This window comes from Massilia aurea (assembly GCF_024753205.1).
Taxonomy (GTDB): domain Bacteria; phylum Pseudomonadota; class Gammaproteobacteria; order Burkholderiales; family Burkholderiaceae_D; genus Telluria; species Telluria aurea.
This window is the reverse complement of the sequence record NZ_JANUGZ010000002.1, coordinates 919,582-939,506: the sequence shown is the minus strand read 5'-3', so window position 1 is coordinate 939,506 and position 19,925 is coordinate 919,582. Positions and strand designations below refer to the sequence as shown.

The 19,925-nt window shown below is 64.9% G+C and carries 16 protein-coding genes; 11 read left to right on the top strand and 5 right to left on the bottom strand.

Annotation, left to right across the window (positions count from 1 at the left end):
• Positions 1–26: 26 nt before the first annotated feature.
• From pyk to NX775_RS09630, 8 genes are all read left to right on the top strand, one after another.
• A complete protein-coding gene (gene pyk / locus NX775_RS09665; protein ID WP_258835806.1) occupies positions 27–1,475 on the top strand; it encodes a pyruvate kinase in 1,449 nt (482 codons plus the stop codon).
• Positions 1,476–1,584: 109 nt separating this feature from the next.
• Positions 1,585–2,649, top strand: a complete 1,065-nt coding sequence (gene fba, locus NX775_RS09660; protein ID WP_183556144.1) for a class II fructose-bisphosphate aldolase — start codon at positions 1,585–1,587, stop codon at positions 2,647–2,649.
• A 149-nt stretch (positions 2,650–2,798) separates the two neighbouring features.
• Positions 2,799–3,695 (top strand): phosphoribosylaminoimidazolesuccinocarboxamide synthase, encoded by an 897-nt coding sequence (locus tag NX775_RS09655; protein ID WP_258835805.1) that lies wholly within the window; start codon positions 2,799–2,801, stop codon positions 3,693–3,695.
• A 3-nt stretch (positions 3,696–3,698) separates the two neighbouring features.
• Positions 3,699–4,196 (top strand): 5-(carboxyamino)imidazole ribonucleotide mutase, encoded by a 498-nt coding sequence (purE, locus tag NX775_RS09650; RefSeq protein ID WP_258835804.1) that lies wholly within the window; start codon positions 3,699–3,701, stop codon positions 4,194–4,196.
• A gap of 4 nt (positions 4,197–4,200) precedes the next feature.
• On the top strand, positions 4,201–5,400 hold the full coding sequence (locus tag NX775_RS09645) for a 5-(carboxyamino)imidazole ribonucleotide synthase (protein ID WP_258835803.1): 1,200 nt from the start codon (positions 4,201–4,203) through the stop codon (positions 5,398–5,400).
• A gap of 2 nt (positions 5,401–5,402) precedes the next feature.
• A complete protein-coding gene (locus tag NX775_RS09640) occupies positions 5,403–6,434 on the top strand; it encodes an L-threonylcarbamoyladenylate synthase (protein WP_258835802.1) in 1,032 nt (343 codons plus the stop codon).
• A 260-nt stretch (positions 6,435–6,694) separates the two neighbouring features.
• A complete protein-coding gene (locus tag NX775_RS09635; protein ID WP_258835801.1) occupies positions 6,695–8,056 on the top strand; it encodes an SGNH/GDSL hydrolase family protein in 1,362 nt (453 codons plus the stop codon).
• Between the two features lie 69 nt (positions 8,057–8,125).
• The gene (locus NX775_RS09630) at positions 8,126–8,809 is read left to right on the top strand and encodes an OmpW/AlkL family protein (protein WP_258835800.1); all 684 of its coding nucleotides are present in this window, start codon (positions 8,126–8,128) and stop codon (positions 8,807–8,809) included.
• Positions 8,810–8,855: 46 nt separating this feature from the next.
• Here NX775_RS09630 and NX775_RS09625 read toward each other — a convergent pair whose 3' ends face one another.
• Positions 8,856–10,955, bottom strand: a complete 2,100-nt coding sequence (locus tag NX775_RS09625) for a putative bifunctional diguanylate cyclase/phosphodiesterase (RefSeq protein ID WP_258835799.1) — start codon at positions 10,953–10,955, stop codon at positions 8,856–8,858.
• 273 nt (positions 10,956–11,228) lie between these two features.
• On the opposite strand from NX775_RS09625, the gene NX775_RS09620 reads away from it, so the two are divergent.
• Positions 11,229–13,505: a DOMON domain-containing protein gene (locus tag NX775_RS09620; protein WP_258835798.1), complete on the top strand. Its 2,277-nt coding sequence runs from the start codon at positions 11,229–11,231 to the stop codon at positions 13,503–13,505.
• 245 nt (positions 13,506–13,750) lie between these two features.
• Positions 13,751–14,098, top strand: coding sequence for a hypothetical protein (locus tag NX775_RS09615; RefSeq protein WP_258835797.1), 348 nt, complete (start codon positions 13,751–13,753; stop codon positions 14,096–14,098).
• 81 nt (positions 14,099–14,179) lie between these two features.
• Here NX775_RS09615 and NX775_RS09610 read toward each other — a convergent pair whose 3' ends face one another.
• The 4 genes from NX775_RS09610 to NX775_RS09595 all read right to left on the bottom strand — a co-directional run bounded on the left by NX775_RS09610 (position 14,180) and on the right by NX775_RS09595 (position 18,907).
• Positions 14,180–16,144 carry a phosphatase PAP2 family protein gene (locus tag NX775_RS09610; protein ID WP_258835796.1) on the bottom strand — a complete coding sequence of 655 codons (1,965 nt, stop codon included), beginning with the start codon at positions 16,142–16,144 and terminating at the stop codon, positions 14,180–14,182.
• Between the two features lie 90 nt (positions 16,145–16,234).
• Positions 16,235–17,200 carry a Bug family tripartite tricarboxylate transporter substrate binding protein gene (locus NX775_RS09605; protein ID WP_258835795.1) on the bottom strand — a complete coding sequence of 322 codons (966 nt, stop codon included), beginning with the start codon at positions 17,198–17,200 and terminating at the stop codon, positions 16,235–16,237.
• Between the two features lie 52 nt (positions 17,201–17,252).
• Entirely contained in the window at positions 17,253–17,945 is a 693-nt protein-coding gene (locus NX775_RS09600; RefSeq protein WP_258835794.1) for an aspartate/glutamate racemase family protein, read from the bottom strand.
• 2 nt (positions 17,946–17,947) lie between these two features.
• Positions 17,948–18,907 (bottom strand): 3-hydroxyacyl-CoA dehydrogenase family protein, encoded by a 960-nt coding sequence (locus NX775_RS09595; protein ID WP_258835793.1) that lies wholly within the window; start codon positions 18,905–18,907, stop codon positions 17,948–17,950.
• Between the two features lie 111 nt (positions 18,908–19,018).
• Between NX775_RS09595 and NX775_RS09590 the strand changes: the two genes are divergently transcribed.
• The gene (locus tag NX775_RS09590; protein ID WP_307732151.1) at positions 19,019–19,897 is read left to right on the top strand and encodes a LysR family transcriptional regulator; all 879 of its coding nucleotides are present in this window, start codon (positions 19,019–19,021) and stop codon (positions 19,895–19,897) included.
• The last annotated feature ends 28 nt before the right edge of the window (positions 19,898–19,925 follow it).

Genomic DNA, 19,925 nt, shown 5'->3' with positions numbered 1-19,925 from the left:
CGCTTTGTTTTTTACAAGGACACTTCATGTACCGTGGCACCAAGATCGTCGCAACCATCGGCCCAGCATCGACCGACTTCGATATTCTCGTCAAAATGATCCGCGCCGGCGTCGACGTCGTACGCCTGAACTTTTCGCACGGGAAGGCCCAGGATCACATCGACCGGGCCACCTTGGTACGCCGCGCCGCCGCCGAGTGCGGCCGTGAAGTGGCCATCATGGCCGACATGCAGGGTCCGAAGATCCGCGTCGGCAAGTTTGAAGAAGGCAAGATTTTCCTGACCAATGGCGACGGGTTCATCCTGGACGCCAAGTGGGGCGAGAACGGCGAACTGGGCAACCAGGAGCGCGTGGGCCTGGACTACAAGGCGCTGCCGCGTGACGTCAAGCCGGGCGACAGGCTGCTGCTCAACGACGGCCTGATCGTGCTGATCGTCGACCGCGTTGCCGGCCACGAAATCTGCACCACCGTCAAAGTGGGCGGCGAGCTGTCGAACAACAAGGGCATCAACCGCCAGGGCGGCGGCCTGACTGCGCCGGCCCTGACGTCGAAGGACATGGAAGACATCAAGACCGCGATGAGCTTCCAGGCCGACTACCTGGCCATTTCGTTCCCGAAAAGCGCGACCGACATGGAAATGGCGCGCCAGCTGGCCAATATCGCCGGCGAGCCGTACGGCCACAAGCCGATGATGATTGCCAAGATCGAGCGCGCCGAAGCGATTCCGCTGCTGCAAGAGATTCTGGATGCGTCGGATGGCATCATGGTTGCCCGTGGCGACCTGGCCGTTGAAGTCGGTAACGCTGCCGTGCCGGCGCTGCAAAAGCGCATGATCCGCATGGCGCGCGATTCGAACAAGCTGGCCATCACGGCGACCCAGATGATGGAGTCGATGATCGTCAACGCGGTGCCGACCCGCGCCGAAGTCTCGGACGTCGCCAACGCCGTGCTCGATGGCACCGATGCCGTCATGACCTCAGCCGAGACCGCATCGGGCAAGTACCCGATCGAAACCGTCGAGATGATGGCGGCGGTCTGCCTCGAAGCCGAGATGTCCGAATACAACAAGGTCGACGTCGACTTCCTCAACAAACAGTTCACCCGTATCGACCAGACCATCGCGTACGGTACGCTGTTTACCGCGCATCACCTGCGCGTGAAAGCGATCGTGGCGCTGACCGAATCGGGCTCGACCGCGTTGTGGATGAGCCGTCACAGCATCGATACGCCGATCCTGGCACTGACCCCGCTCAAGACGACCGAGCGCAAGGCTTCGCTGTACCGCAATGTGCGCGCCTTCCACCTCGAGCAGGAAGGCGGCAGCCACGCCGTGTTGCGCAAGGCCGAAGAGCTGTTGATGAACGAAGGTTACGTACGCAAGGGCGACCTGATCGTGGTGACGTGGGGCTCGCCAATGGGCGAAGCCGGCGGCACCAATGCGCTCAAGATCGTGCGTGTGGGCGAATATGATTAAGGGGACGCGGCGCCGCGCCTGATGCGTTCACGGCATGCTGGTTGTCCGGCATGCTGCGCTCGGCGCGCGCCGCTTCCCGACAAGTTTCTTTATTGTTTGGAGTACTACCATGGCACTCGTATCACTGCGTCAGTTGCTGGACCACGCCGCCGAAAACGGCTACGGCTTGCCGGCATTTAACGTCAACAACCTCGAACAGGTGCAGGCCATCATGGCTGCCGCCGACGCTGTCAACAGCCCGGTGATCATGCAGGCCTCGGCCGGCGCGCGCAAGTACGCGGGCGAAGCCTTCCTGCGTCACCTGATCGACGCTGCTGTCGAAGCCTATCCGCACATCCCGGTCGTCATGCACCAGGATCACGGCCAGTCGCCGGCAGTTTGCATGGCCGCGATCCGTTCGGGTTTCTCGTCGGTGATGATGGACGGTTCGCTCGAGGCCGATGGCAAGAGCGTCGCCAGCTATGAATACAACGTCGCTGTCTCGCAAGAAGTCGTCAAGTTCGCGCACTCGATCGGCGTGACCGTCGAAGCCGAACTGGGCGTGCTCGGTTCGCTCGAAACGATGATGGGCGACAAGGAAGACGGTCACGGCGCCGACGGCGCCATGACCCGCGAGCAGCTGCTGACCGACGTCGACCAGGCCGCCGACTTCGTCAAGCGCACCCAGTGCGACGCGCTGGCAATTGCCATCGGCACCTCGCACGGGGCGTACAAGTTCACGCGCAAGCCAACCGGCGACATCCTGGCGATCGACCGCATCAAAGAGATTCACGCGCGCATCCCGAACACCCACCTGGTGATGCACGGTTCGTCGTCGGTGCCACAAGAACTGCTGGCGATCATCCGCGAATTCGGCGGCGACATGAAAGAGACCTACGGCGTGCCGGTCGAAGAGATCCAGGAAGGCATCAAGCACGGTGTTCGCAAGATCAATATTGACACCGACATTCGCCTGGCGATGACGGCCGCGATTCGCAAGTACATGTTCCAGAATCCGTCGAAGTTCGATCCACGCGATTACCTGAAGCCGGCGCGCGAAGCGGCAATGGACGTGTGCAAGGCGCGCTTCCTGTCGTTTGGCTGCGAAGGCCAGGCTGACAAGATCAAGCCGATCCCGCTCGACAAGATGGCCGAGCGCTACAAGGCCGGCGAGCTGTCGCAGATCGTTCAATAAACTGCACGGATGGCGGCAACGCCGCCATCCCCGGGTTCGATCGCCCGCGTCGCAAATTGACGTAAAATATCGCATTGACCAGGCTTTACTGCCTGACTTTCACAACCGGCGGCCCGTTCCGCCGGTTCCGCTTTCCTGATACCCCATCTATGAACAGCCTCTACCAATCCTCCATTCAGTTCCTGCCACTGCTCGGTCACGGCAAGGTGCGCGATAACTACGCCGTTGGCGACGACAAGATCCTGATCGTCACCACCGACCGCCTGTCGGCCTTCGACGTGGTCATGAACGAGCCGATTCCCGGCAAGGGCAAGGTACTGAACCAGATGAGCGATTTCTGGTTCGAGAAGCTCGGTCACATCGTGCCGAACCACCTGACCGGCGTTGCGCCGGAAAGCGTGGTCGCGCCGAACGAAGTCGAGCAGGTGACCGGCCGCGCGGTCGTGGCCAAGCGCCTGAAACCGATCATGGTCGAAGCCGTCGTGCGCGGCTACATCATCGGTTCGGGCTGGAAGGATTATCAGCAAAGCGGCGCCATCTGCGGCATCTCGCTGCCGGCCGGTCTTCAGCAAGCTGAAAAGCTGCCGGAGCCGATCTTCACGCCGGCTGCCAAGGCCGACCTGGGCGAGCACGACGAAAACATCTCGTTCGCCCAGATGGAAGAAAAAATCGGCGCCGAACTGGCCGCCAAGATGCGCGACATCAGCATCAAGCTCTACACGACCGCTGCCGAATACGCGGCCACGCGCGGCATCATCATCGCCGACACCAAGTTCGAATTCGGCCTGGACGACAACAACGTGCTGCACCTGATGGACGAAGTGCTGACCGCCGATTCGTCGCGCTTCTGGCCAGCCGATTCGTACGCGCCGGGCATGTCGCCGCCATCGTTCGACAAGCAGTTCGTGCGCGACTATCTCGAAACGCTGACCGAGTGGCCAAAGACCGCACCGGCGCCGAACCTGCCGCAGGACGTCATCGACAAAACCCAGGCCAAGTATTTCGAGGCCATCGAACGCCTGACCGGCGAAAAGCTGAAGGCATAAGCGATGACCGAGCAATCCAAGCCGCTCGTCGGCGTCATCATGGGCTCGTCGTCCGACTGGGACGTGATGCAGAACGCGGTCGCGATCCTGAAGCAGTTCGGCGTGCCGTTCGAAGCCTCGGTGATTTCGGCCCACCGCATGCCGGACGAAATGTTCACCTACGCCGAGACAGCCCGCGCGCGCGGCCTACGCGCGATCATCGCCGGCGCCGGCGGCGCGGCGCACCTGCCTGGCATGGTGGCCGCCAAGACCATCGTGCCGGTGCTGGGCGTGCCCGTGCCATCGAAGTACCTGCGTGGCGAAGACTCGCTGCTGTCGATCGTGCAGATGCCCAAAGGCGTGCCGGTAGCAACGTTTGCCATCGGTGAGGCAGGCGCCGCCAACGCGGCCCTGACCGCCGTGGCGATCCTTGCTGCCAATGATGAGGCGCTGGCCGAAAAACTGGAGCAGTTCCGCCGAGACCAGACCGCCGCCGCCCAGGCCATGACCTTACCTGTTTGATCCGATGACCCAAGCGCAGCAGACTTCTCCAATTCTTCCATCGGCCGATCCGTCCACCTGGCTTGGCGTGATGGGCGGCGGCCAGCTTGGCCGCATGTTCGCGCATGCCGCGCAAAGCATGGGCTACCAGGTTGCCGTGCTCGAACCGAGCGCCGATTGTCCGGCCGGGCAGGTTGCCGATCGCACCATCGAAGGCAACTACGACGATGCGGCGGCGCTGGCCGAACTGCGCGCGCTGTGCGCCGCCGTGACGACCGAGTTCGAGAACGTCCCGGCCGCCAGCCTGCAACTGCTGGCCGAAGGCAGTTTTGTCGCACCCGGTGCATCGTGCGTGTCGATCGCCCAGGACCGCATCGCCGAAAAGCGTTTCTTTGTCGAGTGCGCGCCAACCTCGAAGGTGATGCCGGCGCCGCACAAGACGATCGCCTCGCACGCCGACATCGACGCCATCGGTGACGATCTGCTGCCGGGTATTCTGAAAACCGTGCGCCTGGGTTACGACGGCAAGGGCCAGGTGCGCGTGCGCACGCGCGACGATGTGCGCGCAGCCTTCGACGATATGGACGGCGTGACCTGCATGCTTGAAAAGATGCTGCCGCTGGCCTATGAAGTGTCGGTGCTGACCGCGCGCGGCATTGATGGCGCCTCGGTCGTGTACCCGATCGCCGAAAACGTGCATCGCGACGGCATCCTGTTTACCACCACCGTGCCGGGCCCGAACGTGTCGCCCGAATGCGCCCGCCAGGCCCAGGATGCGGCGCGCGCCATCGTTGACCAGCTGGGTTACGTCGGTGTGCTGTGCATCGAGTTCTTCGTGCTCGACGACGGCACGCTGGTCGTCAACGAAATGGCGCCACGCCCGCACAACAGCGGCCACTACACGATCGATGCCTGTATCACGAGCCAGTTCGCGCAGCAGGTGCGCGCGATGGCGCGCCTGCCGCTGGGCGACGTGCGCCAGCATTCGCCGAGCGTCATGCTCAACATCCTGGGCGACGTGTGGTTTGACGGTGACACTGACAACACGCGCGAACCGGCCTGGGACCGCGTGCTGGCGCTGCCGGGCGCCAACCTGCACCTGTACGGCAAGGACGATCCGCGCCGCGCCCGCAAGATGGGCCACGTGACCTTCGTTGCGCCGACCCTCGGCGAAGCGCAGGCCAGTCTGCGCGCCGCCTGCGCCATCCTCGGCATCGAAGCCTGACCATGACCGACCTGCAGATCGACCAGTCGGTCATCGACACCGCCGCCCGCCTGCTCGAAGAGGGCGAGCTGGTCGCGTTCCCGACCGAGACCGTGTACGGCCTGGGCGCCGATGCCGAGAATCCGGCTGCGGTGGCCGCCATCTACGCGGCCAAGGGCCGCCCGCAAGACCATCCCGTGATCGTGCACCTGGCGCCGGAAGCCCCGCTCGACTACTGGGCCTGCGACATTCCGCCCGAGGCCGGCGCGCTGGCCGCGGCCTTCTGGCCCGGTCCGCTGACGATGATCCTGAAACGTGCGCCGAACATTCCCGATGCCGTCAGCGGCGGCCAGGACACGGTCGGCCTGCGCTGCCCGTCGCACCCCGTGGCGCTGGCGCTGCTGCGCGCGTTCAAGGGCGGCAAGGGCGGCATCGCCGCGCCGTCGGCCAACAAGTTCGGGCATGTCAGCCCGACGCTGGCCGATCACGTCATCGACGAATTCGCCATGGACGACACGGTGGCGATGGTGCTCGATGGCGGCCCCTCGCAGGTTGGCATCGAATCGACGATTGTCGACCTGTCGCGTCTGGACACGCTTGGCCCGGTGCTGCTGCGCCCTGGCCACATCAGCGCCGAGGCGATCGCGGCCGTGATCGACCGCATGCCGGCCGCCGCCGATGCGGCCGCGCCGCGCGCCTCGGGCACGCTCGAATCGCATTACGCACCGCACACGCCAGTGGCGATGCAGGAGCGCGCGGTGCTGCTCGAGACGATCGAGCAGCTGCACGCGGCCGGACGCAAGGTCGCGCTGATCCACGTCAGCACCATGCCGGAAACCCACGCCGCGCAGCGCCTGCCGCCGCGGCCTGCCGGCTTCGCCCATGCGCTGTACGCCGCGCTGCGCGCGATGGACGGGCAGGGCGCCGACGTCATCCTGGTCGAATCGCCGCCGCAGCAGGGTGAGTGGTTGGGCGTCAACGATCGCCTGCGCCGCGCTGCGCATGGATCGACGGGCATCGTCCACGGTTTGCTCAACAGTCGACCAAACGTTTAATTCACATCAACGAATCGATTGATGGGGCGTAAGTACGCCGCGACTTACCGCCTCCCGTTACAAATTCCCCACTTTCTGCCGAGTAAAGGATGGTTATAATCCGACCCCGACAGCCAGACCCATCGCATCTGATAGGTACGTATCGCAACGGCCATTAAGCAATGGATTTTGCTATACATGGGTAATGAACGCTGGCATAGTAAGCAAGCAGCGAATAGCACGAGCGTTCGTTTAGAAAAAAATTCAACTCAGGAGACACAATGCGTCAAACCAAATTTGCGCTGGCCGTGCTGACGGCAGCGCTGCTGTCCGCGTGCGGCGGCGGCACGAGCCCAGCGGGCGGCGACCAGGCTACCAGGGTCACGTTCACCAACCAGGTCTCGTTCGGCGACAGCCTGTCGGACGTTGGCACCTACCGTGTTGGCGCCGTGGCGGCAGCCGGCGGCGGCAAGTTCACCATCAACGGTGACAGCACCGCCAAGAGCGAAGACCTGAACGGCAAGATCTGGCTTGACTTCATGGCTGCTCAGCTCAAACTGCCGGCGCCATGCGCTGCGCAGACCGGCCTGCAAGGTGACGCATCGCTTGGCTTCTCGGTTCCGATCGTCAACAATCCAAATTGCTTCAACTACGCCCAGGGCGGCTCGCGCGTGGTCAATCCGATCGGCCCGGGCAATGCCGCGACCGGCTCGCCGATCGGCGAAATGACCACCCCGATGGTCACCCAGATCGCCAACCACCTGGCCCGTTCTGGCAACAAATTCACCGGCACCGAGCTCGTGACGGTCCTGTCGGGCGGCAATGACGTGCTGATGCAACTGGCAGCCGTGACCAGCGCCGGCACCGCCGCCGGTGCGCAAGCCTTCGCTGGCGCCCTGGCCACCCGCCTCGGCGCCACCGCCACCAACCCGCAAGCCGCCACCCAGGCAATCCTGGCCGCGATCGCCACCGAGAATGCCCGTCCAGGCAAGACCGATGCGACCCTGGTCGCTGCTGCCGTGCGCGCTGCCGCCACCCAGCCGGGCAATTCGGCTGTTGCCGCACCTGCCGTGTACGGTCCGCTCGTGACCGCCGCGCAAGCGGACGGCACTGCTGCCGGCAACACCGCTGCCGGCGCTTACGCTACTGCCAACGCCACCGCGATGGTGACAGCGCTGGGCACTGCCGGTGCGCAGATGGCTGGCCTGGTCAGGAACGAACTGCTGGCCAAGGGCGCGAAGTACGTGATCGTTGCCAACCTGCCTGACGTGGCCAGCACGCCGACCGCGAAGTCGCGTCCGGCTGCGATCCAGTCGCTGGTCGCCGCGATGGTCAATGCCTTCAACACGCAGCTCAAGGCCGGCCTGGGCGCTGACGATGCGCGCGTGCTGTACTCCGATCTGTACTCGGTCAGCAACGACCAGGTGAAAAATCCTGGCCCGTATGGCTTGACCAACACCAGTACCCCGGCGTGCGCCAACAACGCGCTGGGTGGGACCTCGCTGATCTGCACCGCCAACAACACGGTGGCAGGTGATGTGAGCCGCTACATGTTCGCCGACGGGATCCATCCGACCCCATTCGAGAACGACCTTATCGCCCGCTACGTCTTCAAGGACATGGCTATCAAGGGCTGGCTGTAAGCAGGTTCTCAGCAACGAGCGGCGGGCCTGCCCTGGCGGCGGGCCCTCACACATCTATCAGGAGAAGTCATGAAAGTTCGTTTTAGCAGTATCGCCAAGGTTGCGGGTGTCGCCGCCGCACTGGCGTTCGCCACGGGCGCGTCGGCGCAATCGGCCGGTCAGATCACCGCCAAAATCGGTTTCAACCGACTGATGCCGAAGGTCGAAAGCGGCGACATCAGCGCGCCGGCACTGCCAGGCACCAAGGCCGACGTCGGCAACGACATGCAGCCGGTCGTGATTCTGTCGTACAGCTTCACCGACAATCTGTCGGTCGAGGGCGCCCTCGGCACGCCATACAAGCACCAGATCTATGGTGCGGGCGCGATCACCGGCGTGGGTTCGGTGGGCACGGTCGAGGCGCTGCCGCCGACCGCGTTCTTCCAGTACCGCTTCTTCGCGCCGACCGCGGCCTTCCGTCCGTTCATCGGCGTGGGCCCGACCTACGCGTATTTCATGAAGGAACGCGGTAACGGCAAGCTGACCTCGATCACCAATCCTGGCAGCGACGTGCCAACCACCTTCAAGATCGACAACAAGCTGACCTACAGCGCGCAAGTCGGTATCGCGATGAACTTCGACGAGCGCTGGTTCGCCGACGCGACGGTCATCAAGACGCGTCTGCGCACCGACGTGCACTTCTCGACCGGCCAGACCCAGTTCATGAAACTGGATCCGGTGGCGATCGTGCTGGCGGTGGGTTACAAGTTTTAAGCACGGCGCAAGCCGCATGACGAAAGCCCGCCGCGTGCGGGCTTTTTTAATGCGTGCCGGTCACGTACTGCACGAACAGTTCGGCACTCATCGCCGGCTGGTACAGGAAGCCCTGGTAGAGATGGCAGCCTGCATTGGCCAGAAACTGGCGCTGGCCTGCCGTTTCCACGCCTTCGGCAATCACCTGCAAGCCCAGGCTGTCGCCCAGCCCGATGATCGAGCGCACGATCGAGGCGTCGTTCTGGTCGGTGAGGACCTCGCGCATGAACGAGCGGTCGATCTTGAGCTGGTCCAGCGGCAGCTTGCGCAGGTAGGCCAGCGACGAGTAGCCGGTGCCGAAGTCGTCCAGCGAAAACGAGACACCCTGCTGTTTCAGTGTGGCCATCGTCTGCGCGGTCGATGTGAAATCAGTCACGACCAGGCTTTCGGTCAGCTCCAGGCGCAGCCCCGACGGCTGTACGCCGGTTTCGGAAAAAATCGTTGCCAGCAGCGTGGCGAAATCCGGTTCGGTGAACTGGCGCGCGCTGACGTTGACGGACAGCGTCAGGCCGGCCGTTGCCGGCTGGCGCTGCCAGCGCGCCAGCTCGAGGCAGGCGGTGCGCATGACCCAGGCGCCGATCTCGATGATGAGCCCGCTTTCTTCGGCGATGCGGATGAAGTCAAACGGCAGCACGACCTTGCCATCGGGCTGGCGCCAGCGCAGCAGCGCTTCGGCCCCGATCACGCGGTTCGAACGGTCGAGTTGCGGCTGGTAGTGCAGTACGAATTCGTGGCGTTGCAGCGCGCGCCGCAAGCCGCTTTCGAGTTCGGCGCGCGCGAGCCACGCGGCCTGGACCGCCGGGTCGTGGAAGCGAAACGTGTTGCGCCCGGCCGCCTTGGCCTGGTACATCGCGGCGTCGGCCTGGCGCAAGGTCGATTCGACCGTGTCGTGCAGGCCGCACAGCGTGACCACGCCGACGCTCACCGACAGCGTGTAATGCAGCTCGCCCAGCTGGAACGGCGCCGCCAGCGCTGCAACCACCTTTTTGGCGACCGTCTCTGCCTGCGCCGCCGCCACATCGCGCGAATCCTCGACGGGCCGGATCAGCACCACGAACTCGTCGCCGCCCAGACGCGCCACCATGTCCGCTTCGCGCACGCAGCCTTCGAGCCGGCGCGCCACGGCCTGCAGCAGCAGGTCGCCGGCTGCGTGGCCCTGGCTGTCATTGAGGTACTTGAAGTTGTCGAGGTCGCAGAACATCAGCGCGCCGCACTTGCCGCTGCGGGCGCTGCCAAGCAGGGCGCGGCGCAGCTGGTCGAGCAGATTGGCGCGGTTGGGCAGGTCGGTGAGATGGTCGAAGAACGCCAGCCGGAAGATCCGCGCTTCGCTCGATTTGCGCTCGCTGATGTCGGTGCCGATCACCAGGATTTTCTGGCTCGCGCCCGGCACGGCATCGGGCGCCAGCAAGGTCCAGCGCGTGTCGGTGTCGACCTTCGAGCCGTCGCGCCGCATGTGCGCCAGTTCGCCGCACCATTCGCCATCGGCCAGCGTGTGGGCGAACGCGGTTTCGTAGTGCGCCTGCTCGTCGCACAGCAGCTCGCAAAAGCGCTTGCCGATCGCTTCGTGCGCACTCCAGCCGTACAGGCGCTCGGCGCCATGGTTCCAGTAGCTGATGCGCGAGGCCATGTCCATCGCGATGATCGCATCACGCGCCTGCTGCAAGAATGACGCCTGCTCGAGCATGACCAGATCGGCGTGCTTGACCCGTGTGAAATCGGCCAGGAAACCTTCGAGCGTGCCAGCCTGCCGGTTCAGCGCACCTTGTTCCCAGATCCACCGGATTTGCCCGTTGGCAGTGCGAATCCGGTATGTGACCTGGAACGGCTGGTTCTGGGCCAGTGCGATCGCCACTGCCGCATGCATCTGGTCGCGGTCTTCGGGCAGGATGATGCTCGCAAACGACAGGCCCGGTCGGCCGGTGAACGCGGCCGCCGAGTAGCCGGTTACTTTTTCGACGCCGTCGCTGATGAACACCATGCTCCATTCGCTGTCATTGCGACAGCGGTAGGCAGCGCCCGGCAAATTACTCAGCAGCAGGTCGAGCGACAAGGCATCGCTGCGGCTGGATGCGGACGGATCGGATACGGGTTGGGTCAAGCTCATCATGCCTCTGCCGTGAAATGCGCCAGCCTGTGCAGGCCATGCAACATGCATTCGATGGTAGCGCAAATCGGGCCGCTCGCAAGCCCCAAGTACGGGTGACCAGACGAATCGTCATCAGATGCATGCGGTATGCCACGCAAGGTAAAGCGGCATTGGCAAGGTGTCACAATTGACCGGCGCCACATGTCATCCAAACGCGGTATCTCGGGCCCCAAAAAGTGTTCTCTTTGGCAAGTCGCATGCTAGACTGGGCGGCTGATTTTCATGGTGCTACGCATGTCCCCCGCCTCGTTTGCCTGTCTCGGCTTGTTGCTTTGTGCTGTCCTGCACGCGTGCGATGCGCATGGCAGCAGCTTGCGCGCGCTGCGCATCGCGGCGGACGACACGCCGGCGATCGACGGCGCCCTGGATGACCCCGCATGGCGCCGCGCACCTGTCTACCAGGACTTCCACAAGCACCAGCCGCGCGACGGCGCGCCTGCGCCCGGTGGCTTGAAGACCAGCGTGCAAGTGCTGGTCGACGACGGTGCGCTGGTGTTCGGCATCCGCGCCTGGGACGACGCGCCGCATCTGCGCCGGGGCCTCTTGGCGCGGCGCGACAAGGTCGCTGTCGACCAGGACTTCATCGGCATCTGGATCGACCCGGCCGGCCATGGCCGCAATGCCCAGTTCGTACGCATCAACACCACCGGCGTGGTCAGCGACGGCATCCACCGCGCCGAGGATGACGAATCGGATCTGGGGCCGGATTTCCAGATCGAGACGGCCGTGACCATCCTGCCCGACGGCTACAGCATGGAAGTGCGCTGGCCGCTGTCGAGCCTGCGCTTTCCGTACGCCGATGGCCGCAACTGGCGCCTGATGGTCGAGCGCAGCATTCCGCATGCCGACGGCATGCTGCTGGTGACGGCGCCATTCAGGATCGACGCGCTCAGCCACCTGAGCTTCCTGCAGGAGATCGATGGCATGGAGGCCACTGTGGAAGCGGTGCGCGACCGCAGCTTTCTGGAGCTGCGGCCCGAACTGACGGTGCGCAGCGAACGCGCCGCCATGCCGGGGACGCGCACGCGCGGCAGTCAGGCCGAACTGGGCCTGGAGATCAACGTCCGTCCGCGCGCCGACTGGGTGTTCAATGCCACCATCAATCCCGATTACTCGCAGGTCGAGATCGACGAGCCGGTGTCGCAGGGCGCCGGCAATATCGCGCTGTCGCTGCCCGAGAAGCGCGGCTTCTTTCTGGAGAGTGCGGACGTGCTGGGCTTGCCGCTGCCGGCCTTTTATTCGCGCACCGTAAACGATCCGGAATACGGCCTGCGGGCAACCTGGCGCGCGGCGCATGCCGACGCCACGGCGATGAGCCTGCGCGACGAGCCGGGTGGCCTGATCCTGCGCGGCAAGCCGTACGAAACGCTGGAATACGGGCAGACCAAGCGCACGGTCGCGAGCCTCGTGCGTGCGCGCTGGCACGGAGAAGGCTTGCTGCTGGGCGCGTTCGCCTCGCAGCGCGACTACCACCGTTTCGGCGGCAACGATGTCGTCGGCGTCGACGCCCAGTGGCGCGGCGAAGGGGCGGATGGCGAGCAGCAGCAACTGTCCGGCGTGGCGATGGTGTCGCGCACGACGGCGGGATTTGTCGACGACGACGTGCCGGCGCGCGTGGCAGGGCGCTCGGGCGGCTACCTGTGGGGCAAGTCGCTGCACAAGACCGAACGCTGGTGGTACGAGGCCGAGGTCGAAGCGATCGCGCCCGGCTTCGTCAACGACAACGGCTTCGTGCCACAAGCAGGCATCGCCCGCGCCACCGGCTCGATCAACCGCATCCTCGGGCCGCAATCCCTCGGAGGGATCGAGCTGTACGAGTTCGAGACTTACCTGGTGCTGCACGAGATGCGCACGCTGGCCGACCGGGTGACGGGGCAGGCCGGGGGCGAAACGGTCGAGCGCAAGCTGCGCCCGGGCGTCTGGCTGGCCGCGACCCGGCGCACGGGCGTGTGGGCCGAACTGGGCTTCGACCGCCAGCGTGCGCGACCCTTGGGGCGCCTGCACGATACGCGCGTCATCAATGTCGGCATCGAGACGACGCCCGCACCATGGATATCGAAGATCGCACTGGAAGCGGCGCTGGGCCGCCAGCTGGACGCCGATGCCGACCGCGTGGGGCCGGGCGGGAACGTGATCCTCGACGTGGGCCTGCGCTTTCCCTTGCCGCGCGGGTGGTCTCTGGAGCTTGATCAACATATTAATCGCGCCTGGGTCCAGGGCACGCTGGGCCAGCCGGCATTTTCCGACACGGCCTGGCGCGCGCTGGCCATCGTCCATTTCAGCCCGCGCGATTCAGTGCGGCTGCTGGCGCAGAACACCTGGGCCGCACGCCGCGACGATGGCGTGACGCAGCTCGAAGCATGGAACGACCGCCAGGTACACCGCTCGCTGCTGTACCGCTACCAATGGCGACACGGCCGCACGGTGTCGCTGGGAATCGTGGATGACAAGCTCCCACTGGTGGACGAGCGCAGCCGCTCGCTGACCTTCAAGCTGCAATGGGAAGTGTAACCGCTGTCAAAAGCCGGGGTCAGGTCTGACATTCGGACACGACCTCAACCTTAGTCGCTTGACTGATGAATCGCCCTGAAGTTCGAGGGTGGTATTAAATGATCCACCCGGAATTGTCTCGCTTAGGAAATCAAAAAACCGATGCCAGTGCAGAGGCCGTGTCCGAATGTCAGACCTGACCCCGCTTTTGTTTTCCGATTTTGACGTGCGCTACGCAACCTGCGGCTCGGTGCTATGCTTTCACCATGACTACTGATACCGATATTGAACTGTCCGGCGCCTTCCAGGCCAAGGACAGCAACGGCCGTACCCTCGACGTCAAAGAGATCCGCATTTTCGACGAGGGTTACGGGATCATCGATGTGTACGTGGAGTTTGCTGCCAAGCTCGATCCTGATGCCTACAAGGATACCGTCCTGGTGCGTCAACTCGTTGAGCGTCTGCGCACGCTCGGGTACAAGGGGCCAGACTTCGGCCACAGCGACCCGGGCCTGCAAGAGAGCCGCCTGATCGTGCTCGAGGCGCCGGAAGAATTTTCCGCGTTTGCCAAGAGCCGCGGCTGGAAGAATCTGGCCGAAGAGTTCGACGAATAAGCTGCAGCAGCAACGTGGCAAAATAATGGGGCCGGGTTCGTCATCGAACCCGGCCCCATTTTCGTGGAACCTGCGCTGCGCTTACGAACCCAGGCGCAGTTGCAGGCCGGTGTCGGTATAGGTCGGCGTGACGGTAAAGCCGTCGACCGTGATGGTCTCGAACTTGCCCTTCAGGCTTGCAGCGCTGATGACGGTGAGCGTGTCGCCCACGGCCGGCTTGACGCCATCCTGGAACTTGATGCGCAAGGTGCCGCCGCCGATGGTGGCAGCGCCGGTCACGCTCATGCGCCCGCCCTGGGCCGCGCCCAAACGCAGTTCCAGCGTCGCGCCGGTCAGCTGCGTGTACTTGCCGCCCACGACCAGCGTGGCCGGTGCGTTGCTGATCACGGTACCGCCGCCAGCGACATACACGTCACCGGTGCCGAAGGCGGTCGTCGACAGTGCTTCCAGGCTACCGGCATCGACCTGCGTGCCGCCGGTCCAGGCATTCTTGCCGCCCAGCTTCAATGCGCCCGAACCTTGCTTGACCAGCTTGCCGCTGCCGGTGATGTCGTTGCGCCAGCGGTCTGCTGCGTTAAAGCCACCCTTGCTCGCGTCCATGTTCAGCACGACGTTGCCGGTGAAGACGGCATAACCCTCGGCCGCAGCAAACAGGTTCAGGCGGCCCCAACCTTCAGCATCGTCCAGAATTGGATAGCCGGAACCGATCGCGGTGGTTTTCAGCACGACGCGGCGCTGCGCGTCGGTCAGGTACGGCAGGCGCGTTTCCAGCAGCACTTCGGCGCCCTTTGGCACGACGGCCGGTGCGGTCGTCGAGCCGATCAGCGGCAGGCCGAAGGTCATGCGGCGCAGGTAGTTGGCTTTACTGGTCGCGTAGTCGGCAAAGCGGTCGTTCGCCGGCGTGCCCGAGATGGCGTAGCTCGGGAAGGTGCTGGCGGTCGTGCCGGTCAGCTTCATCAGCGTGCTCTGCGCCTGCTCGCGGGCGGCGGCGCGCGTCGTGGCGCCTGCAGCGATCAGGTTGGCGGCGGCGACGGCTTGCGCCTGCACGCGGCCACTGATCACGTCCAGCGGCGAGTGCATGCCGGCATAGATGCGGCTCTCGCCCAGTTCGAGGCCACGGCCCACCAGTTCCTGGTAGCGCTCCGGCAGCACGTAGGCCATCGCGACGGCGTTGCGCACGGCTTCGGCCGAGTGGCCGCTGGTGAAGCCGCCGTCGGTGTTCGGCGTCGCGCTCTTGGCTGGTTCCAGCTGCGGCACGACCTGCACCGCGCTGCTCCAGCGGTAAGGGCGCGCGTACTTGTAGAAGCGCTTGGCCGGCTCGGTCGAACCGTTGCCGCCCATCGCATTGACCAGGTCGACGACCTTGCCGAACTCGGCATTGGCGGCGCCGCCGACGCCGTTGTTGTTGCCGCCGTCTTCGTACTTGACCTTGGTGGCATCCGCCGGCATGTCGTTGATGGTGGTGGTTGCGCGCGAGGCGCTGCGCCATGCGTCGGTCAGCGGACCCATGCCGCCGGTGACGCTGTAGCCCTTGCCGCGTCGGTCGTCCAGGTACGCCAGCAGCGCCTGCTCCGGGGTGCGGCTGGCGGTGGCTTTGACGACGTAGTCGATATTGGCATTGTGCACGGCGGCATTGACGATCGTGCCGCCATTGGTGCCGTCGTTCGGCGTGCCGGTCCAGGTCGATGCGGCCACGGCCGGGAAGCCGTCGACGGCCGGCGCGCTCTGGCCTGCATCGACGAGTTCGGTGACCGGCTTCCAGATGGCGAGCATGCCGCCCAACACGCGCACGCCGGCGTTCGTGGCCAGCGTGGCGTAGCGGGCATCGCCGCGCTGGTTGGTGGCGGCGGTGTCGACAAAAGCAAGCACTGCCGGCACCGGCGCCGTGTCGGCCGCGCCCTGGTCCGCTGGCGCTGCCGGGATGACGATGGCGACATCGGCGGCGGCGGCGTCGTCATGGTGGTCGGAACCACCGCAGGCGGACAGGGCAAGTGCCGCGCCGATGGCGACGGCAAGCGGAAGACGGCGGAGAACGACCTGATGCATGTGAACCCTTCAATGGTGGTGAGGCGAAAAATTGAAGGGATGATAAGAAGTGCGTGTGACGTCATGATGACGCCCACGCTCCGCACTGCATCAATCGACCGTCACACCCGCGTCCTTGACCACTTTGCCCAGCTTGACCGATTCGGTGCGCATCAGGGTGCCGAACGCTTCCGGCGTGCCGCCAACGACCGGCGTGCCCAGCTCTTCCCATTTCTTGCGGAAGGCTGGATCGGCGAAGATCTCGTTGAGCGCCTGGTTCAGGCGCATCACTACCGGCTTGGGCGTGGCGGCCGGCGCCACGATGCCGTGCCAGCCCGTGAAGTTGTAGCCGCTGAGGCCCGACTCGGCCAGGGTCGGCACGTCCGGCAAGGACGGCACGCGCGTGGCCGTTGTCACGGCGATCGGATGCAGCTTGCCCGTCTTGATGTACTGGACCGAGCTGCCGAGGATGTCGAACATCACCTTGACGTGCCCGCCCAGCACGTCGTTCAGCGCCGGGCCGGCGCCCTTGTAGGGAACGTGCTGCAGCTTGGTGCCCACCGCAGTGTTGAACAATTCGCCCGCCAGGTGCTGCGGGGTGCCGTTGCCGGCCGAGGCAAAGCTCAGCATGTCGGGCTGCTCCTTTGCCATGGCAATGAACTGCTTGACGTTCTTGACCGTGACCGACGGGTGCACCTCGAGCACCAGCGGGAACGCCGAGATCTGGATCACCGGGGCGAAATCCTTGTCCGGGTCGAACGGGATCGATTTGTACAGGGTCTTGTTGACCGCCATCGGCCCGCTGGCCGCCAGCAGGATCGTGTAGCCGTCCGGCGCCGATTTCGCCACCATGCCCGTGCCGATATTGCCGCCGGCGCCGCCCCGGTTGTCGATGATGACGGGAACCTTGAACTTCGCCTGTAGCGGCCCCTGGATCAGGCGTGCCATCGCGTCGGTCGGCCCGCCTGGCGGGTAGGGCACGACAAAGCGGATCGGCTTCGACGGATACACGTCGGCGGCGCCGGCGCCGAGCGCCTGGGTCATGAACAGCGTTGCGAGAAGTACCTTCTTGAGCATGCTTTGTCTCCGGGTTGTCTTGTTTTGTTTTGGTGGGGTGGTACGTTGCTGTTCAGGACGCCTGTTGCGCCAGGCGCCGTTTCAGTTCATGCACGGCGCTGTGCACCGTGGTCAGTACGGGCGCACCCGCTGCACGGACACAGGCGTCATGCGCGCGCGCCATGCTGAATTGCGCCAGTGCGATCGTCGCGCAGCCATCGTCGATCAGCCGCCGTGCGCTGTCAGCGATGAGCTCGTCATGTAGGTCGACATCGCCCCGGTTGAGCGCATCGAGCGCGCCTTCGGCCAGCGCGCAGCGCAGCGCCACGCGCGCCGGAAATTCGGGCGGCATCGAGGCCAGCGTGGGGCCGAACGTCGCGATCAGGCCCACCGGGCCGGCTGCCTGACCGGCATCGGCATCGGCAATCATGGCCTGGTTCGGCTTGAGCACGGGAATGTGCGGATAGCGCTGCGCCACCGCTTCGATGCAGGGGCCAAAGGCCGAACAGGTAAACAGGATGGCTTCGGCCCCGCTGCCAAGCGCGTAATCCGCCAGATCGGCGAAGCGCTTGTGCATCGCATCGTCCAGGCCGCGGCTTGACCGGGCCAGGTCGGCCGACAGCGAATCGTCGAGCAAATTCATGCGTGTGGCTTCGGGCCATTGTTCTGCCATGAAGGCATTGATCGGCTCGACTGAATGGCTCAGTGCGTGGATCAGGGCGATGCGTGGCGCCGGGCGGGCAGCCGGCGATAGGGTGACAGACATGGTCATTGCTCCTCGATCCGTGGCAGTTCAGGCGCCAGCAGGCGCAAACCGGCCATCAACAAACTATCGTAACGCGCGCGCTCGGCGGCAATGGTGTCCGGCGTCCAGCGATAGAAGCCTTCGCCCGTCTTCATCCCGTAGTGGCCGGCGTCGTAGCGCTGCGCCAGCACCCGGGCCGGCGTCGTGTTGGCTGCCAGCGACGGGTACATGGTGGTCGCGGCCGGGCAGTGCACGTCAATGCCGGCATGGTCGCGCTGCAGCACCGGGCCGGCCGCAAGAAAGCGAAAGCCGAAGCCGAAGCGCACCGCAGCGTCGACGTCCTCGGCCGTGGCAATGCCGGCGTCGATCAGCGCAAACGCTTCGCGCGCGAGGGCATGCTGCAGGCGGTTGGCCAGGAAACCCGGCAGATCCTTGCGGACCAGCACCGGCACCATGCCGCAGGCACGCATGAAGGCCATCAACGCCTCCGCCAGCTCGCCCGATGAGTTCGCACCAAGCACCACCTCGACCAGCGGCACCAGATGCGCCGGCATGAAGAAGTGCAGGCCCAGCATGCGCCCGGTCGTCTCCAGGTGTTCGCCGATGGCCGAAATGGGAAAGCTCGAGCTGTTGCTGCACAGCAGAGTATCGGGGCGCGCGCGCTGGACCAGCTCGGCAAACAGTGCCTGCTTGAGCGCCAGCTTCTCTGGAATGCACTCGATCACCAGGTCGATTGCCTGCCAGTCGAGTTCGTCGAGGCTGGCGCAGGTCGTGATGCGCTCGCGCTTGTGTTCCAGTCCCAGCTTGCCCAGGGTGTCACCAAAATAGGTATCCAGCGCTTCGCGGCGCGTGGCGCCAGGTTCGAGCACGATCGCGCGGCAACCGGCACGTGCCAGCACGATGGCGACGTCGGCGCCCATTGTGCCGCCGCCTGCGACGAGGGCCAGCGCTTGCGCAGGCTTGGGAAGTATCAAGTTTTCCATGATCATTTTCAAAAAGAGAATGAACTTAGTTTGCGCTTCATCAAATTATCTGAGAAACGCATTTTTTCTATAAACTTATCGATTATGGAAATAAATCTATCCGCGCGCGAATTGCGGGCCTTCCTTGCCCTGGCGGAAACGCTCAGCTTCAGTAAGGCGGCGCAGCAGGTCTGCCTGTCGCAGTCGGCCTTGTCGACACTCATCGGTCGTCTGGAGGAGGGCTTTGGAAGTCGCCTGTTCTCGCGCACCACGCGCTCGGTGGCCCTGAGTGCTGCCGGCGAAGTGCTGGTCCTGCACGCGCAGCAATTGCTGGCCGATATCGAGCGCTCGGCCGCCGCCGTACGCGACGTGACGGCGCTGCACCGGGGCCGGGTGGCACTGGCCGCGATGCCGTCACTAGCGGCGCGGCTCGTGCCGCGCCTGTTCCGCGTCTTTCATGCGCGCCATCCCGACATCGCGCTGTCGCTGGCCGATACCCTGTCGGAACCGGCATTCGAGCTGGTCCGCCAGGGCCGTGTCGACTTCGCCATCACTGCCGCCAATCCGGCTTATCAGGATCTGGAATACATCCCTCTGACAACCGACGAATTCGTGCTGCTGGCGGCGCCCGGGCATCCGCTGGGTCGCGACAGCAGCCCGATCCGCCTGCCCGAGACGCTGCCATATCCGCATATTTCGATGTCGCGCCACACCAGCGTGCGGCAATATGTAGACGCGGCAGCGCTGCAGGCGGGCATCAATTTTTATCCGGCGTTTGAAGTCGATCACCTGGCCACGATTGGTGCCATGGTGGTCGAGGAGCTGGGTGTGGCGGCCTTGCCAAGCCTGGCGGCCGATGTAATTGCCAGCGCCGGGCTGGTGCGGCGCGAGCTGGTCGAGCCCGTCATTCGACGTTCGATCGGCGTGGTCCGGCGCAGCGAAGGTGCGCTCACGCCAGCGGCGCAGGCGATGCTGGCGCTGTTGCAGGCGCAGATTGCGGATGGTTCTTGAACGGCGCGGCGATTGCCGCGCCGGGTGA

Excerpts from the sequence above, each read along its gene's own strand:
- NX775_RS09640 (WP_258835802.1), top strand. The coding sequence starts at position 5,403 with ATGACCGACCTGCAGATCGACCAGTCGGTCATCGACACCGCCGCCCGC.
- NX775_RS09600 (WP_258835794.1), bottom strand. The coding sequence starts at position 17,945 with ATGTCTGTCACCCTATCGCCGGCTGCCCGCCCGGCGCCACGCATCGCC.
- pyk (WP_258835806.1), top strand. The coding sequence starts at position 27 with ATGTACCGTGGCACCAAGATCGTCGCAACCATCGGCCCAGCATCGACC.
- fba (WP_183556144.1), top strand. The coding sequence starts at position 1,585 with ATGGCACTCGTATCACTGCGTCAGTTGCTGGACCACGCCGCCGAAAAC.
- NX775_RS09620 (WP_258835798.1), top strand. The coding sequence starts at position 11,229 with ATGTCCCCCGCCTCGTTTGCCTGTCTCGGCTTGTTGCTTTGTGCTGTC.
- NX775_RS09635 (WP_258835801.1), top strand. The coding sequence starts at position 6,695 with ATGCGTCAAACCAAATTTGCGCTGGCCGTGCTGACGGCAGCGCTGCTG.
- NX775_RS09595 (WP_258835793.1), bottom strand. The coding sequence starts at position 18,907 with ATGGAAAACTTGATACTTCCCAAGCCTGCGCAAGCGCTGGCCCTCGTC.
- NX775_RS09645 (WP_258835803.1), top strand. The coding sequence starts at position 4,201 with ATGACCCAAGCGCAGCAGACTTCTCCAATTCTTCCATCGGCCGATCCG.
- NX775_RS09625 (WP_258835799.1), bottom strand. The coding sequence starts at position 10,955 with ATGATGAGCTTGACCCAACCCGTATCCGATCCGTCCGCATCCAGCCGC.
- NX775_RS09655 (WP_258835805.1), top strand. The coding sequence starts at position 2,799 with ATGAACAGCCTCTACCAATCCTCCATTCAGTTCCTGCCACTGCTCGGT.
- purE (WP_258835804.1), top strand. The coding sequence starts at position 3,699 with ATGACCGAGCAATCCAAGCCGCTCGTCGGCGTCATCATGGGCTCGTCG.
- NX775_RS09630 (WP_258835800.1), top strand. The coding sequence starts at position 8,126 with ATGAAAGTTCGTTTTAGCAGTATCGCCAAGGTTGCGGGTGTCGCCGCC.
- NX775_RS09615 (WP_258835797.1), top strand. The coding sequence starts at position 13,751 with ATGACTACTGATACCGATATTGAACTGTCCGGCGCCTTCCAGGCCAAG.
- NX775_RS09605 (WP_258835795.1), bottom strand. The coding sequence starts at position 17,200 with ATGCTCAAGAAGGTACTTCTCGCAACGCTGTTCATGACCCAGGCGCTC.
- NX775_RS09610 (WP_258835796.1), bottom strand. The coding sequence starts at position 16,144 with ATGCATCAGGTCGTTCTCCGCCGTCTTCCGCTTGCCGTCGCCATCGGC.